General features: G+C 72.4%; 15 protein-coding genes. 9 read left to right on the forward strand and 6 right to left on the reverse strand.

All coding sequences use genetic code 11. The features are described from left to right. Positions 1 to 160 precede the first annotated feature (160 nt). The 4 genes from AB0C59_RS09325 (at position 161) to AB0C59_RS09340 (ending at position 3,105) form a co-directional block, all read left to right on the forward strand. Positions 161 to 676: a hypothetical protein gene (locus AB0C59_RS09325; RefSeq protein ID WP_363002245.1), complete on the forward strand. Its 516-nt coding sequence runs from the start codon at positions 161 to 163 to the stop codon at positions 674 to 676. A gap of 4 nt (positions 677 to 680) precedes the next feature. After that, positions 681 to 1,703: a peptidase gene (locus AB0C59_RS09330; protein WP_363002247.1), complete on the forward strand. Its 1,023-nt coding sequence runs from the start codon at positions 681 to 683 to the stop codon at positions 1,701 to 1,703. Positions 1,704 to 1,935: 232 nt separating this feature from the next. Continuing rightward, positions 1,936 to 2,595 carry a hypothetical protein gene (locus tag AB0C59_RS09335; RefSeq protein ID WP_363002249.1) on the forward strand — a complete coding sequence of 220 codons (660 nt, stop codon included), beginning with the start codon at positions 1,936 to 1,938 and terminating at the stop codon, positions 2,593 to 2,595. Between the two features lie 105 nt (positions 2,596 to 2,700). Further along, positions 2,701 to 3,105 carry a VOC family protein gene (locus AB0C59_RS09340; protein ID WP_363002251.1) on the forward strand — a complete coding sequence of 135 codons (405 nt, stop codon included), beginning with the start codon at positions 2,701 to 2,703 and terminating at the stop codon, positions 3,103 to 3,105. 47 nt (positions 3,106 to 3,152) lie between these two features. On the opposite strand, the gene AB0C59_RS09345 is transcribed toward AB0C59_RS09340, so the two are convergent. Continuing rightward, positions 3,153 to 3,929 carry an RNA methyltransferase gene (locus tag AB0C59_RS09345; RefSeq protein WP_363002253.1) on the reverse strand — a complete coding sequence of 259 codons (777 nt, stop codon included), beginning with the start codon at positions 3,927 to 3,929 and terminating at the stop codon, positions 3,153 to 3,155. 320 nt (positions 3,930 to 4,249) lie between these two features. Between AB0C59_RS09345 and AB0C59_RS09350 the strand changes: the two genes are divergently transcribed. Further along, a complete protein-coding gene (locus tag AB0C59_RS09350; protein WP_363002255.1) occupies positions 4,250 to 5,173 on the forward strand; it encodes a glycosyltransferase in 924 nt (307 codons plus the stop codon). A 398-nt stretch (positions 5,174 to 5,571) separates the two neighbouring features. Here AB0C59_RS09350 and AB0C59_RS09355 read toward each other — a convergent pair whose 3' ends face one another. Continuing rightward, complete coding sequence (locus AB0C59_RS09355; protein ID WP_363002257.1) at positions 5,572 to 7,293, reverse strand: bifunctional 3'-5' exonuclease/DNA polymerase; 1,722 nt, start codon at positions 7,291 to 7,293, stop codon at positions 5,572 to 5,574. 73 nt (positions 7,294 to 7,366) lie between these two features. Next, a complete protein-coding gene (locus AB0C59_RS09360; protein WP_363002259.1) occupies positions 7,367 to 8,113 on the reverse strand; it encodes a Clp protease N-terminal domain-containing protein in 747 nt (248 codons plus the stop codon). An 87-nt stretch (positions 8,114 to 8,200) separates the two neighbouring features. Here AB0C59_RS09360 and AB0C59_RS09365 point away from each other — a divergent pair, with 87 nt between their 5' ends. Further along, entirely contained in the window at positions 8,201 to 9,334 is a 1,134-nt protein-coding gene (locus AB0C59_RS09365) for a DUF2786 domain-containing protein (protein WP_363002261.1), read from the forward strand. A 37-nt stretch (positions 9,335 to 9,371) separates the two neighbouring features. Here the strand turns inward: AB0C59_RS09365 and AB0C59_RS09370 are convergent, their stop codons facing one another. Together AB0C59_RS09370 and AB0C59_RS09375 are read right to left on the reverse strand one after the other, a co-directional pair. Next, entirely contained in the window at positions 9,372 to 9,905 is a 534-nt protein-coding gene (locus AB0C59_RS09370) for a DUF4232 domain-containing protein (RefSeq protein ID WP_363002263.1), read from the reverse strand. 190 nt (positions 9,906 to 10,095) lie between these two features. Beyond that, complete coding sequence (locus tag AB0C59_RS09375; RefSeq protein WP_363002265.1) at positions 10,096 to 10,629, reverse strand: hypothetical protein; 534 nt, start codon at positions 10,627 to 10,629, stop codon at positions 10,096 to 10,098. Positions 10,630 to 11,084: 455 nt separating this feature from the next. Between AB0C59_RS09375 and AB0C59_RS09380 the strand changes: the two genes are divergently transcribed. Next, complete coding sequence (locus AB0C59_RS09380) at positions 11,085 to 11,342, forward strand: DUF397 domain-containing protein (protein WP_363002267.1); 258 nt, start codon at positions 11,085 to 11,087, stop codon at positions 11,340 to 11,342. A 105-nt stretch (positions 11,343 to 11,447) separates the two neighbouring features. Here the strand turns inward: AB0C59_RS09380 and AB0C59_RS09385 are convergent, their stop codons facing one another. Beyond that, positions 11,448 to 11,939, reverse strand: coding sequence for an ATP-binding protein (locus tag AB0C59_RS09385; protein WP_363002269.1), 492 nt, complete (start codon positions 11,937 to 11,939; stop codon positions 11,448 to 11,450). A 321-nt stretch (positions 11,940 to 12,260) separates the two neighbouring features. Between AB0C59_RS09385 and AB0C59_RS09390 the strand changes: the two genes are divergently transcribed. Then, complete coding sequence (locus AB0C59_RS09390) at positions 12,261 to 13,097, forward strand: helix-turn-helix transcriptional regulator (protein ID WP_363002416.1); 837 nt, start codon at positions 12,261 to 12,263, stop codon at positions 13,095 to 13,097. Between the two features lie 163 nt (positions 13,098 to 13,260). Further along, complete coding sequence (locus AB0C59_RS09395; protein WP_363002271.1) at positions 13,261 to 14,721, forward strand: aldehyde dehydrogenase family protein; 1,461 nt, start codon at positions 13,261 to 13,263, stop codon at positions 14,719 to 14,721. The last annotated feature ends 91 nt before the right edge of the window (positions 14,722 to 14,812 follow it).

Below are 14,812 nucleotides of genomic sequence, written 5' to 3' on the forward strand. Positions count from 1 at the left end.
GGCTCAACCCCCGCTGGAATGTGGTCATTCGTATGGCGGAGTGCGGCGCGCGTCGGCTTGTGTGGACGGCCCGCACCCGATTGTCTGCCTCACGCCAACCCAGCTTGTCCGCTGCCGGCCAGCATGTTCCCTGGTGGGCGCGGCTACTTCGGGAGTTTCCGTGCGCGCACGAAGCCTGTCTGTCGCGGCCGCAGCCGCCGCTCTCGTCCTGGTCCCGTCGGGCCTCGCCGGCGCGGCGGACGACCCCGCCACCACGGTCACGTACACCGTCACGTCCGGCGCGTTGACCCTTTCGGCACCGGTCAGTGCCGTCCTCGGCTCGGGAGCGCCCGGCACCACGATCAGTGGCGCGCTCGGTCCCGTGACCGTCACCGACGACCGCGCCCTCGCCTCGGCCTCCTGGTCGGTCACCGCGGCGGAGACGGACTTCACGAACGGTCCTTCCACGATCCCCGCCACCGACGCCGCCTACGACCCCGGGTCGATCACCACGACCGGCACCATCACCGCCACCGGAACGCCCGTGACGCTGAGCAACTCCCCTCAGGTGGTGGTCACCGGGAGCAGCGGTGTCGGCGACAACACCGCGACCTGGAACCCGACCGTCTCCGTCAGCGTGCCCCCCAGCGCCGTCAGCGGGAACTACACCGGAACGCTGACCCAGTCAGTTGCCTGACGTGATGAAGAGTGCGCGCCGGTACGGGGTTCTGCTGTCGGTGCTGGCCTTCGTGCAGGCGGCCGCGGTGATGCCGGCGGAGGGGCACGGGGCGCCCGGGGCGTCGTCCCACCCGCCCACGGGCAGGGCCATCGGCATCAGGCTGCTCGACGCTCCGGAAAGCCGCCGTGCCGATCCCAGGGCACAGGCCTACATCGTCGACCACCTCGCGCCCGGCTCGACCATCGAGCGGCGGGTGGAGGTCACCAACGAGTCGTCCACACCGATGCACGTCGACGTCTACGCCGCGGCGGCCACCATCGCCAAGGGCAGGTTCACCTTCGCGCCGCAGCGCACCCCCAACGAGCTGACCGGCTGGACGTCACCCGCCACGGCGGACCTCGAGTTGGCGGCCTCCGAAAGGGCACAGGTGCGCACCACCATCCGCGTGCCCAGGGACGCCTCCGCCGGGGAGCGGTACGGAGTCGTCTGGGCGCAGACGGGCACCGGCACGGACCACTCGCACAATCTGGCCATGCTGAGCCGGGTGGGCGTCCGCATGTACATCGACGTGGGTCCCGGGGGTGAGCCACCCTCGGACTTCAGGATCGAGCGGCTCTACACCGCCCGGGCCCGCGACGGGCGGGGAGAGCTCCGTGCCCGGATCCGCAACACGGGGCGCCGCGCACTGGACATCAGCGGGGCACTCTCCCTCTCCGACGGGCCGGCCGGACTGCGCACCGGACCGTTCCCGGCCAGGACGGGCACCACCCTGGCACCGGGCGACCTCGCCGAGGCGGTCGTCCCGCTGGACGCACGGCTGCCGAACGGCCCCTGGAGCGTGGCGCTCACCCTCAGAAGCGGCCTGGTCGAGCGCACCAGGCGCGCCACCGTCACCTTCCCGACGACGACCGGTAGCGCCGGAACCGTCGCCGCGCCCGCCGCCCGGCAAGGACACGTGCCCACCCTGGTGATCGCCGGGCTCTCGGTCCTCGTCCTCGCCGGTCTGTGCCTTCCGCTCGCCACGTTCCTCCGGCGCCGCCGGTGACCACCATCGAGCCCCGTTTCCGCGGCCGACCGATCGTCATGCCCCCTTCCCACGGGCGCCCTCCTCGCCGGGACTCCGACCTCGGCGCACCACGCGCCCACCCGCTTCGCTTATCGACCCTCAGTGATCTGAATGTCACGATGAGTGTTCACTGTTTGTTGTCGACGGTTGGGAAGCGGACATGTCGCTGTTCACTTACGGGAGAGGGCGGGCTCGGACGACGTGGGCGGCCATGACGGCCAGGCTGGCCGTCATGGCGATCGTCGTGGCCACGGCCTCGACCGCCACGGCCCAGCGCGCCCACGTCGATGACGGGACGGCTCCGGTCGGCCACACCTTCACCGCCGCCGGCCTCACCGAACCCCGCGGCACCGCCACCGCCGACCCTGGCCCTGGCGGCACCGCCGGCACCGGCCTCTCCTTCACGGTCGTGCCGGTCGCCCACCCTTCCCTGACCATCGCCAAGAGGCACACGGGGACCTTCACCCGAGGTGAGGACGGCGTCTACGTCGTCACCGTGGGCAATGCCGCCGCGGCCGGCCCCACCCATGGCACCAGGGTCACCGTCCGCGACATCCTCCCCGCAGGACTTCGGGCCGACAGGATCACCGGCAAGGGATGGCGCTGCGCTCTGGCCACCCGTACCTGTACGCGCGACGACGTCCTGCCCGCCGGGCACAGCTACCCGCCCATCACCCTGAAGGTCGACGTCTCCTGCGACGCCCGTGCACGGGTCACCAACATCGCTACCGTCACCGGAGGCGGTGACACGACCACCCACACGGCCACCGACACCACCACGATCAAGCGCTCTGAGGATCGCAAGCACCACAAGCACGACCGCGACGGCCACGACGGGCGCCACGACCGCTGCGATCGCCACAGGCACTGACGCGCCGAGGGGCTTCCGTTCCGTCAACCGGCTCGCCCGACGGGGGAATCGGTGGGCATGGCGGGGCGTTCAGACGACACTGGTCAAGATCTCTGGGGGGCCGACATGTCCGATGTGCCCGTGGTTCGTGAACTCCGGCTGGTGGTCACGGCGGCCGACTACGACGCGGCGCTGCACTTCTACCGCGACGTCCTCGGGCTGCCCGAACGCGGCGCGTTCTCCTCTCCCGACGGGCGGGTCACCATCCTGGAGGCCGGGCGTGCCACCTTGGAGCTGGCCGATCCCCAGCACGCCGCCTTCATCGACGACGTCGAGGTCGGGCGGCGCGTGGCCGGGCAGGTACGGGTCGCCTTCCAGGTGGACGACTCCGCGGCCGCCACGGCGAGGCTCGCCGCCGCCGGGGCCGAGGTGGTCACCGAGCCCACCCGCACGCCGTGGAACTCCCTGAACTCACGGCTGGAGGCGCCGGGCGCCCTTCAGCTGACCCTCTTCACCGAACTCGACGGGTAGCGCCCTCGCCGGTGCGGATGCCGGCCCGGTCGCGCGGCACGCGGTTCTCAGTGCCGGCGGGCGGCCATGCGCTGGCGTACGGCCTCGTAGGTGAAGAGGGCGGCCGACACCGCGATGTTGAGGGAGTCCACCTTGCCGAACATCGGGATCTTCGCCGTGGTGTGACGGCCCGTGAGCCACTGGTCCGACAGGCCGTACTTCTCGCTGCCCATCAGGATCGCCGTCGGCCCGGTCATGTCGACGTCCGCCATCAGGACGTCGGTGTCGGGGGTGGTGGCGACGACGTTCACCCCGTGCTCGTCCAGCCAGCGCATGAGGTCTCCGGAGTCGGCCGAGGCGATCGGCACGGCGAACACGGTGCCCTTGCTGGCCCGGATCACATTCGGGTTGCCCCAGTCGGTCACGGGGTTGGCGGAGATCACGGCGGTCACCCCGGCCGCGTCGGCGGTGCGCAGCACCGAGCCCAGGTTGCCCGGCTTCTCGACGCTCTCGCAGATGACGAAGAGGGAGTGGGCGTCGACCTCGATGCGGGAGAGGTCGGTCTCGATGTCCGGTACGACGGCGAGCCAGCCGTCCGGGCCCTCGCGGTAGGCGGCCTTGTCGAAGGCCTGCCGGCTGAGGCTGAACAGGTCGGCGCCGCGCTCGGCCGCACGGGCGGCGACCTCGCGCGGGTCGGCGTCGCCGGTCAGGGCGGGGCAGAAGTACAGCTCACGGGGGCGGACGCCGGCGCGCAGCGCGAGGTCCAGTTCCTCATACCCCTCGACCAGGGTCACTCCGGAGCTCTGCCGGTACCGCCTGCGGCGGAGGGCGGCGAGTTCCTTCACATGAGGGTTGCTCGGGCTGGAGATTTCCTTGGGTGAACCAACCCGGGGGATGGACGGCATCGGCGGTGGGAATCACGGCGCCCTTCCGGCACCGATCCTCCGCCCCCTTTCTCGTGTTTCCTGTGCTTGTGTGCACTGCGCGCGATCGTGGCCAGGGTACCGGACGGCCCGTCGCGGCCCCGGTCCCGCGCCCGCCGCGCTCGTGGGGGGGAGATGGGGGGAGGTGTCGCGAAAATCCTCCGGTGCGGAGAGAACCAGCGGCCACCAGGCGTCCTCTTAGTGAACGGCTAGCATCGCCAGCACAGTCGAGGCCGGATGGGGTGGGTGTTGTCGTGTCGCAGACGAAGGGGGATCCGGGACCCCGCGTCGCGGTCGCCGTCGTGACCATGGGCAACCGTCCCGCCGAGGTGGACGCCCTGCTGCTGTCCGTCGCCAAGCAGGACCTCGCCCCCTCCCGCATCGTGATCGTCGGCAACGGCTGCCCCCTGCCGGAGTTCGCCGAGCGCCTGGGGCTGCCCGGCGAGGTGACCTGCCTGGAGGTCGAGGAGAACCTCGGCTGCCCGGGCGGCCGCAATGTGGCGCTGGCCCGGCTGCGTGAGTTCGCCGACGTGGACGTCGTGGTCGAACTGGACGACGACGGGCTCCTCGTCGACGCCGACGTGCTGCGCCGGGTCCGGGACCTGTACGCCGCCGACCCGGCCCTCGGCATCGTCGGGTTCCGCATCGCGGACGAGCACGGTGAGACCCAGCGCCGGCATGTGCCCCGGGTCGGATCCGCCGACCCGATGCGCGGGGGCCCGGTGACCGGGTTCCTGGGCGGCGGGCACGCGCTGTCCATGGCCATGCTGGCCCAGACCGGCGACTGGCCCGCGGAGTTCTTCTTCGCGCACGAGGAGACGGATCTGGCCTGGCGGGCCGTCGACGCCGGCTGGACCGTGCTGTACGCGCCCGAACTGCTGCTCCAGCACCCGAAGACCTCGCCCGCGCGGCACGCCATCTACTACCGGGTGACGGCGCGGAACCGGGTCTGGCTGGTGCGGCGCCGTCTGCCGCTGCCCCTGATCCCCGTCCACCTCGGGGTGTGGATCGCCGTCACCCTCCTGCGGACCCGCTCGGTGGGTGGGCTCAAGGCCTGGTTCGGCGGGTTCACGGAAGGGCTGCGCACCTCGGGCGGCCCACGTCGCCCCATGCGCTGGCGCACGGTCTGGCGCCTCACCCGACTCGGCCGTCCCCCCGTCATCTAAGGGCTGTCCCGCAATCCCCGGCGGGCGCGCGACGACAGCTACGGCACCTCGCCGCGTTGTCGGATCACCCGCATACATCCAGTATGCGGACGACCCTCCGCCTTGCGATGCACCGCATCCGACGCCGCGCGCTGATCCGCCGGGGATCACGGGACAGCCCTTGGGCGTCGTCCAGTGCCGCGGCGCCTGGTTCCTGGTGCGGCACGGCATCGCGTAGCTCTGGTGCGGCTCGGGAGTCCCGCGTACGGCTCACTTCGGGCTCGCGAAGCCCGACGGCGTCCTTTCGGGCTGCCTCGCGCCGGGCCCGGAGCACCTCAGCCGCGCCGCTGGTCGCCCGTCGCCGTGGCTCCGCCATGACGGCCGCCGTTGCGTCGGGGCGGCACCGGACCCGGGCCGTCTCACTTGGCGTCCGCGTAGCACTCCACCACGGCTGTCGTGAACGGAATCCGCACCGGTGACTCGCCGAACGTCAGCCGCATCGCCAGCGCGGAGGCCTCCTCGATGGCCGCGACCACCGTGTCCGCCTCCTCGGCGGGGCAGTGCACGATCACCTCGTCGTGCTGGAAGAAGACCAGCTCCGCGGCCAGGCCCGCGCAGGCGCGGCGCAGCCCGGCGAGCAGCAGCAGGGCCCAGTCGGCGGCGCTGCCCTGGACGACGAAGTTGCGCGCGAAGCGGCCCCGGGCGCGGGAGTTGGTGGAGGCGTATCCCGGCATCCACGGCGAGGGCTCCCCGCTGGTGTCCGGAAGGCCGCCGTCGCGGGGTGCGTCGTCCTGGGCGCCCTGCGGGAGGCCCGCTTCCTCGGTCGCGTCGTCGGACGTGCCGGCGGCGGGCGGCGATGTGCGGCCGAGCCAGGTGCGCACCAGCCGGCCCTCCTCGCCCGCCCGGGCGGCGTCGTCCACGTACGCGACGGCGCGGGGGAAGCGGCGGCGCAGCGCGGCGAGGTTCTTCAGGCCGTCACCCGAGGTCTGGCCGTAGATCGCGCCCAGTACGGCGAGTTTGGCCTGGGCGCGGTCGCCGGAGAAGGCCCGGTCGGACACCGACTGGTAGAGGTCGGCCTCGCGCCCGGCGACCTCCATGAACGCCGGGTCGCGTGAGATCGCCGCGAGGACGCGGGGTTCCATCTGGGCGGCGTCGGCCACCACCAGCCGCCAACCGGGGTCGGCGACCACCGCGCGCCGGATGATCCTGGGTATCTGCAGGGCGCCTCCGCCGTTGGTGACCCAGCGCCCGGTGACGGTGCCGCCCGGCAGGTACTCGGGCCGGAAGCGGCCCTCGCGCACCCAGTCCTGGAGCCAGGACCAGCCGTGGGCGACCCAGATGCGGTACAGCCTCTTGTACTCCAGCAGGGGCCGCACGGCGGGGTGGTCGACGGACTCGATCTCCCAGCGGCGGGTGGACCGCACCCGGATGCCCACCTGCGCGAAGGCCTTGACGACATCCGCGGGCAGGTCGGGGCGCACCCGGCGGCCGAAGGCGGCCGACACCTCCTCGGCCAGCTCGGCCAGGCGCCGTGGCTCACCGCCGCCCGGGTACCGCTCGCCGAGCAGGTCACGCAGCAGCTCGCGGTGGACGTCCGCGCTCCACGGCAGGCCCGCGCGGTTCATCTCGGCGGCCACCAGCATGCCCGCCGACTCGGCCGCGGTGAGCAGGCGCATCCGGTCCGGGTGCGCGGCCGCCTCGTGCCGGCGCTGCTGGTCCGCGTACACCTCGACGAGGTCGTGGAGGGGGACCTGGACGGGGCTCGGTTCGAACAGGGAGGACTGGGAGCCGGGATCCGCGGAGCGGGCCGGCGGGTCGGGCGGCACGGGGCCGCCGCGCAGCCGGGCCAGCGCCGCGGCGGCCGACCGGGGCTCGCCGAGGCGGCCCTCATGGCCGAGGAGAAGGATCTCGGCGGCCTCGACGTCGTAGCACCGCTCCACTCGCACCCCCGTGGCGAGCAGGCGCGGCTGGACGTCGGCGGTGGACCGCCACACCCACCGGGTGACCTCGGGCCGTGTCCGCACGGCTTCGCCGAGATCCCTCTCCCTGATCACGGGCCCCGCGAGCAGCCCGTCCGGGCCGAGGGCGGCGACGTCCACGCCGCCGTCCTCGGCCGGAGCGAGAGCCCAGCGCCCGGTCATTTCGTGATTGTGGCAGGGGGGTCTGACAACGCCCGTGACCTGCGGGTCAGTCCGCCGGGTCGGTCCGTCGGGGTCACTGCTTCTCCGTGCCGGGCCCGCCCTGGAGCGACGCGTGGATCGCGGCGAGTTCCTCGAGGACCCGCTCCTCGGTCGCCGCCTTGTCGAGGCCCACCCCGGTCAGCGGGCCCCGGCCGTTCTCCAGCTCGACGAGCGCGAGGAGGATGTGCTCGGTGCCGATGTGCTGGTGGCCCAGGCGCAGCGCCTCCCGGAAGGTGAGTTCGAGGGCCTTCTTCGCGGTCGGCGCGTAGGGGACGAGTTCCGGGGGGTTCTCGGCGCGCGGCGGGAGGACCGCGGTCGCGCTCTCGCGCACGGCGTCCAGTGGGACGCCCTGGGCGACGATCGCCCTGGCCGCGAGCGCCTCCGGTTCGGTGAGCAGCCCCAGTACGAGGTGGGCGGGGACGGTCTCGGCGCTGCCGCCGGTCTTCGCCGCGTGGTGCGCGGCCATGACCACGGCGCGGGCGCGCGGGGTGTAGCGGGTGAACCCCTGGCCGGGGTCGAGGTCGGCGGACTCCTTGGGCACGAACCGCTTCTGGGCCGCCTGCCTGGTGACGCCCATGCTCCTGCCGATGTCGGTCCAGGAGGCGCCCGACCGCCGCGCCTGGTCCACGAAGTGGCCGATCAGGTGGTCGGCCACGTCGCCGAGGTGCTCCCCGGCGAGCACCGCGTCCTGGAGTTGGTCGAGTGCGCCGGTGTGGACCTTCTTGACGGCCGCGATGAGGTCGTCGAGACGCAGACTCGCGGCGATGGGGTTCTCCGTCATGCCGTCAACCATAGGTTGACACCCGGGAAGCGTCAACCCTTGGTTGACGTGCGGGTGTCCGGGGTTCCGCATGTCACGATCGGAGGCGTGAGTACGACGAGCACGGTGGACCGCGCCTTCGGGGCCGCCCTCTACGACGAGACCGACACGGCGCTGGACACCGGAGCCTCGCTGCTGGCCGCCGATGCCGGGGCCGACGCCGAAGTCGCCCGACGCGGGGAGCAGTTCGTCGCAGCCATGTGGCGGCGCGGCTGGCAGCCCGCCGACGTCGTACGCGTCGTGCGCCGGGAACTGGACGACCCGCATGTGCGGCTCGTGTCCGCGCTGATCGTCCGCGAGGCGGGGGACCGACCGACCGCCGGCCCGCGCTGGGCCGCCCAGCTCGCGGAACTCGACCCGCGCCCCCCGCACGTCCCCGACCGCTTCTCGTACGCCACGGCCGTCCTCGAGCTGTACCGCCTGCTCCTGCGGCTGCCGGCCCTCGAACCCCTGGACGCGCCGGAGGGCCCCGCCGCCTCGCGCGAGCCGGAGTCCCGCATGCTGACCCGCATCCGGGCCCTGCTCGCCAAGGCGGAGGCGACCGGGTACCCCGAGGAGGCGGAGGCGCTCAGCGCCAAGGCCCAGGAGCTGATGGCCAGGCACAGCATCGACGAGGCGCTGCTCGCCGCCCGTACCCATGCGCGGGACGTGCCCGGCGCCTGCCGGATAGGAGTCGACCCGCCCTACGAGACGGCCAAGGCGGTGCTCCTGGACGCGGTGGCGTCCGCGAACCGGTGCCGGTCCGTGTGGCACGAGTCGCTGGGCTTCTCCACGGTCATCGGGTTCGAGGCCGACCTGGAGGCCGTCGAACTCCTCCACACCTCGCTCCTCGTGCAGGCCACCACCGCCCTGACGAAGGCGGAGGCGGCGCAGCGCAAGGGGGGCAGGAAGCGCACGAAGACCTTCAAGCAGTCGTTCCTCGCCGCGTACGCCCACCGCGTCGGCGACCGGCTCAGGGCCGCCGCCCAGGCGCAGGTCGCGCAGAGCGGAGAGGGGTCGGGCGAGGCGGATCTGCTGCCGGTGCTCGCGGCCCGGGACGTCGCTGTCGCGGACCGTACGGAGAGCATGTTCCCGCACACGGTCACCACCCGGATGCGTGCGGTCGGCGACGTGGACGGATGGGAACAGGGTGCCGCCGCGGCGGACCGGGCGCAGGTCGCGGGACGGCCCCGGCTCCCCTGAACCGGGAGCCGGTTCCGCGCGCCCGGCCGGGGGCGGGTCAGTCGCCCGCGACCTGGACGGGGCTCACCGAGGCGTCCGGCTCGCTCGGGGTCTTCAGCGCCACATCGCCGTACGACCACGGGTAGCTCTGCGCGGAGCCCGCACCCGGGACGCCGATCTTCACGGTCCTCATCGCGGCGCTGAGCGAACCGCCGTCCCCGCGCACGTACGTGAGGGTGAAGGTCGCCGTCTCGTCCTTCTGCAGGGTGACCTTCTGCGGGTTGGCGCCCTTGAGGTCGGCGACCGACCGGCTGGACTTCCCGTCGCTCAGCTCGACGTCCGGGTAGCCCTCGAAGGAGCAGGCGTGGCTGTCGCGGTTGGTGAGGGTCACCGGGACGTTGCCGGTGTCGCCGGCCGTCGTGGCGGCGTTGCCGGGGCCGACCTTGACGGCGAGGTGGCAGGTGGCGGCCTTCGCGCCGCCCGTCGTGCCGCCACCACCGGTGCCGTCACCCCCGGCGCCGTCGTCGCAGGCGGTCAGGGCGAGGGCCGCGACGAGAGCGGCGGCGGCGAGGGGGACGTGAAGCGAGCGCATGGGGTCCTCTGGGGCGATCCGTCGAGACGATGTGCATGGATCATCACGCAGGCGCCCCGCGACGTGTCGTGCGCCCCCCGGTACGCTCTGCGCGCCGGGGACTTGGGGTCCCGTGGTCCAGCGCCCCGCACCCGTGCCCCCGGCTCAGGAGTCCAGCCGCCGCGTCCTCGGCCGAGCGCCGCGTCCTCGGCTAGGAGCCCAGGCCCGCCGTCGGGAGCCCGCTGGGCATCTGGCCGCCCTCGGCCTTGCGGTAGGTCTCCGCGCCGAGGCCGCCGCCGCCCTGCCAGGTCACCTTCATGCTGGTGGCGTTCACGGAGTCGACCATGCCCGTGCCGCGCTTCCTGCCGGCCCCGCCGCCGCCCCTGCAGTCGAGGTGGATCATCCGCATGCCCGCCTCGTCGCCCGCGGTCCCGTTGCAGACGGTGCCGTCGGACGAGAACAGTCCGGCCTGCTTCCCGGTGATCACCAGGGCCACGTACCTGCCCTCGGACGTGGCCAGCCAGCTGCCCTCCAGCTTCCCGGCCTTGCTTCCCGCCGTGCCGGTGCCGCCGCCGGCGTCCCCCGCGGAGGCGGAGGAGCCCGAGGAGGCGGAGGTGTCCGGTGTGTCCGAACCGCCCCCCGCGGATCCGCCGCAGCCGGTCAGCGCGGTCGCGAGCGCGGTCGTGAGCCCCGCGGCGGCCAGAGCGGTGCGCGCTCGCCGGCGCGCGACCTGGGTCCTTGTCACTGAAGCCTCCCGGGGTTGCTGATGAGGATGCGGGGCGGTCGCTGCAAGCTACCAGGGCCGTTTGTGCGCGTCGGTGAGATGTTTCACGTGCGGGCCGCCCGAGCGGTTCGGGCGGTCGGCACGGGAACAGGAAGGCGGCGGTACACGTCTGTCCCTGTGGGGCCGGACGCCCGGCCGTGTCCCTGCCCATGTCTGCGGTCATGTCCCTGGTCAGGGCGCTGATCGGCCCCTGGCCGGACGCGGGATCGCGGCCGGGGGGCCGTGTGGTCGCAGCCGTGGCTGTAGCCGCGGGAGCACGCGCCGTGCACGTGCATTTGCTCATGCATCTGCATGTGAACGGAGCTATGATCCGGGGAAGTTGACCACCGCATCGGGGGCCGCGCCGGCACCGTCGGCGACGCCGGCCGCACAGGCCGCATCGGCACACCAGCCACTGCACCATCGGGGAGCGATCTGTGGACCACGACGTGTACGACATGGACGACGTCCACAACGGCATGGCCGCGACAGGGCTGAGCGGAGCGGCCTGGCAGAAGAGCCGGCACAGCAACTCACAGGGCTCGTGCGTGGAGTTCGCGCGCCTGCCCGGGGGAGAGGTCGCGGTCCGCAACTCGCGCTTCCCCGAAGGGCCCGCCCTGGTCTACACCCGGGCGGAGATCGAGGCGATGCTGCTCGGCATCAAGGACGGCGAGTTCGACCACCTGATCGTCTAGGGATCGCCCGGAACAGCTCGCGCCCTGGACGGCGGAGTCCGCGTCGCCCCCGCGGTTCGGGGGCGACGCGCGTAGATCCAGGACGATGGAAATCACCCCGGGGTATCACTCCGTGACCGCCCGCGGGGCCGGCAGCCGGAACAGCGCCCAGACCACCTTGCCGTCGAGCGCGCCGGCCAGCGGGTGCCAGCCCCAGCCGTCGGCGAAGGAGTCGACCAGGAACAGCCCCCGGCCGGACTCCGCCGAGTAGTCCTCCGAGTCACCCGCGACCGGTCCGTCATGGCTGGGGTCGCGCACGGCGCACACCAGGCGTGAGGTCCAGCGCAGCAGGTGCAGCCGCACGGGCGTCTCCTGCTCGCCCGCGCGCCCGCCCAGGGCGGAGGGCAGCGCGTGGCGCAGTGCGTTGGTGACCAGTTCGGAGACCACGAGGCAGACGTCGTCGAAACGCTCGCCCACGTCCCAGCCGCCCAGTGTCGCGCGGGTGAACTGGCGTGCCTCACGCACCGCTTCGAGGTGGGAGGGCAGAGCGCAGGACGCGGCCCCGGACACGGCGGTGGGGTCGAGCGGCGGAAGTCCCTGCCGTAAGGGCTCGACCATGGTCGATCCATTCGTCCCCATGCGAGGCACTCCCGGGTGTTCGCGGTCGTGGGCATGCAGCGGTGGCGCGGGACCATGGTTTCGGATGAGCCAGGCAGATGCAAGGGCAGATGCACGTGCACGCGCCGGAATTGACGCTCCCCTACCGCTTTCTGCTTGTTTCTTCCGCAACTTTCTTACGCCAAGTCCGGCCCCCGTGGCCGCTTTCCGTTTCTGTAACCGCACGAGTACTGCTCGAAGTGATTTAGTGGCAGACTGCGCTGCCTGGAAGGACAGTCGGGGAGGCTGACGAACGTGAGCGCTGGAGACTCGAGCGGATCGGTGGTGCGGCGCATTCTGCTGGGATCCCATCTCAGGCGCCTGCGCGAGTCGAGGGGCATCACCAGAGAGCAGGCCGGCTACTCGATCCGCGCCTCCGAGTCGAAGATCAGCCGCATGGAGTTGGGACGGGTGAGCTTCAAGACACGTGATGTCGATGACCTGTTGACCCTGTACGGGATCACCGACGAGGCCGAACGAACGTCGCTGCTCTCCCTGGCCAAGGAGGCGAACGTCGCCGGGTGGTGGCACAGCTACTCGGACGTCCTGCCCAACTGGTTCCCCACCTACGTGGGGCTCGAGGGCGCGGCGCATCTGATCAAGTCGTACGAAGTCCAGTTCGTGCACGGGCTGTTGCAGACCGAGGCGTACGCGCGCACGGTCGTCGCCCGGGGCATGAGGGGAGCGGGCGCCGCGGACGTCGAGCGGCGCGTCGCGCTGCGGCTGGAGCGGCAGAAGTACCTCTTCTCGGACAACGCCCCCGAGTTCCAGGTCGTCCTGGACGAGGCGGCCCTGCGGCGCGCCTACGGCGACCGCGAGGTGATGCGCGGTCAGCTCCAGCACCTGATCGAGGTCTCCGAGCGCCCCAACGTGCGGCTCCAGGTCATGCCGTTCAGCTACGGCGGGCACTCCGGCGAGAGCGGCGCCTTCACCATCCTGAGCTTCTCGGAGTCGGACCTGTCCGACGTGGTCTACATGGAGCAGCTCACCAGCGCGCTGTATCTGGACAAGCGGGAGGACGTCACCCAGTACGAGTCCGCGATGAAGGAGTTGCAGCACGACAGCCTCGGCCCGGACGAGAGCCGTGATCTGCTGCGAGGGCTGCTCCAGCTCTCCTGACGGGCCAGGTGCCACGCCGCGCGCACCCGCATCCTGGGCACCTGGCGCCCGTCCCGCGTCGCCGGTATCGACCGATGTCCTCCAACTCTCCTTAAACACACGTACGATGACGTGTGATCAGACCGTGATGTGACGTGATCGGCTGCAAGGATGGAAGGTGCGCATGTCGTCCTGGTTCACCGATCTGGCTCGGCAGTACATCGGCGGTGAGTGGCGCACCGGCACCGGCTCCTGGGACATCATCGACTTCGACCCGTACGACGGGGAGAAGCTGGCGGCGATCACGATAGCCACGTCCGGTGAGGTGGACGAGGCGTACCGGGCGGCTCAGGGGGCCCAGCGGGAATGGGCCGCGACCGGCCCCGACGAGCGGCGCGCGGTGTTCGCGAAGGCCCTCGAGGTGATCGAGGGTCGCGAGGCCGAGATCACCGACGCGATCACCGCCGAACTGGGCGGCACCCGCCCGCGGGCCGCCTTCGAGCTGAGGCTGGCCGAGGAGTTCCTGCGCGAGTCGCTTCGGATGGTGCCGGACCCCGAGGGCAGGCCCCTGCCGTCGTCCGCCGACGGCGCCGAGGACCGCCTCTACCGGCTGCCCGTGGGGGTCGTCGGGGTGGTCAGCCCGTTCACCCTCCCGTTCCTGCTGGCGATCGCGTCCGTCGCCCCGGCGCTGGCCCTGGGCAACGGCGTCGTCCTCAAGCCGCACCAGAACGCCCCGGTCACGGGGGGCTCCCTGGTCGCCAGGATCTTCGAGGAGGCGGGCCTGCCGGGCGGCCTGCTGAACGTCGTCATCACCGACATAGCCGAGATAGGCGACGCCTTCATCGAGCATCCCGTCCCGTCCGTGATCTCCTTCACCGGCTCCGACGAGACCGGCCGGCACGTCGCCACCGTCTGCGCCGCGCACTCCAAGCGCTGCGTCCTGGAGACGGGCGGCCCCGGCTCCCTCGTGGTCCTGGACGACGCCGACGTCGACCATGCCGTCGAGGCCGCCGTCCTGAGCCGCTTCCTGGACCACGGGCAGGTCCGCGCGAGTGCGGGCCGCATCCTGGTGCACCGCTCGCTGGAGGCGGAGTTCACCGCGAAGTTCGTCACCAGGGTCAGGTCCCTCAAGGTCGGCGACCCGCGCGACCCCGGGACCGACATCGGCCCGCTGGTCAACTCCTCCCAGGCGGAGGAGGTCTCGGCCGTCGTGGAGCAGGCACTGGCCGAGGGCGCGACGGCCCTGGTCCGGGGCACGACCACGGGCAATCTCGTCGGCCCCTCCGTCCTGACCGGCCTTCCCGCCGACTCGGCCCTCCTGCGGCGGGACGTCTTCGGGCCGGTCGCCCTCCTCGTCCCGTTCGACACGGAGGAGGAGGCCGTACGGCTCGTCAACGGCACCCCGCACCGTGCCAGGGGCGCCGTGCACACCGGCGACGTCGGGCGGGGCGTCGACTTCGCCCGGCGGATCGACTCCGGCACGGTCCACGTGAACGACGGCACCGCCCACGAGGAGCCGCTGCTCCGCCTCGGCGACCAGAAGCTCTCGGGGGTCGGCCGGGTGGGCGGCGAGTCGACCGTGGACGCCTTCACCACCATGAAGTGGGTCTCGATCCGGCACGGCCGCGACGACTCCTCCCGCTGATCCCCCCGACGCCTGATCCCTCCCGCGCTTGATCCCTCCGGCGCCCTGGGCCGCTTCGTCCCTCGACATTCCCCATTGAGGACACGAGCTG

The sequence above is a fragment of the Streptomyces sp. NPDC048664 genome (assembly GCF_040650555.1).
Taxonomy (GTDB): Bacteria; Actinomycetota; Actinomycetes; order Streptomycetales; family Streptomycetaceae; genus Streptomyces.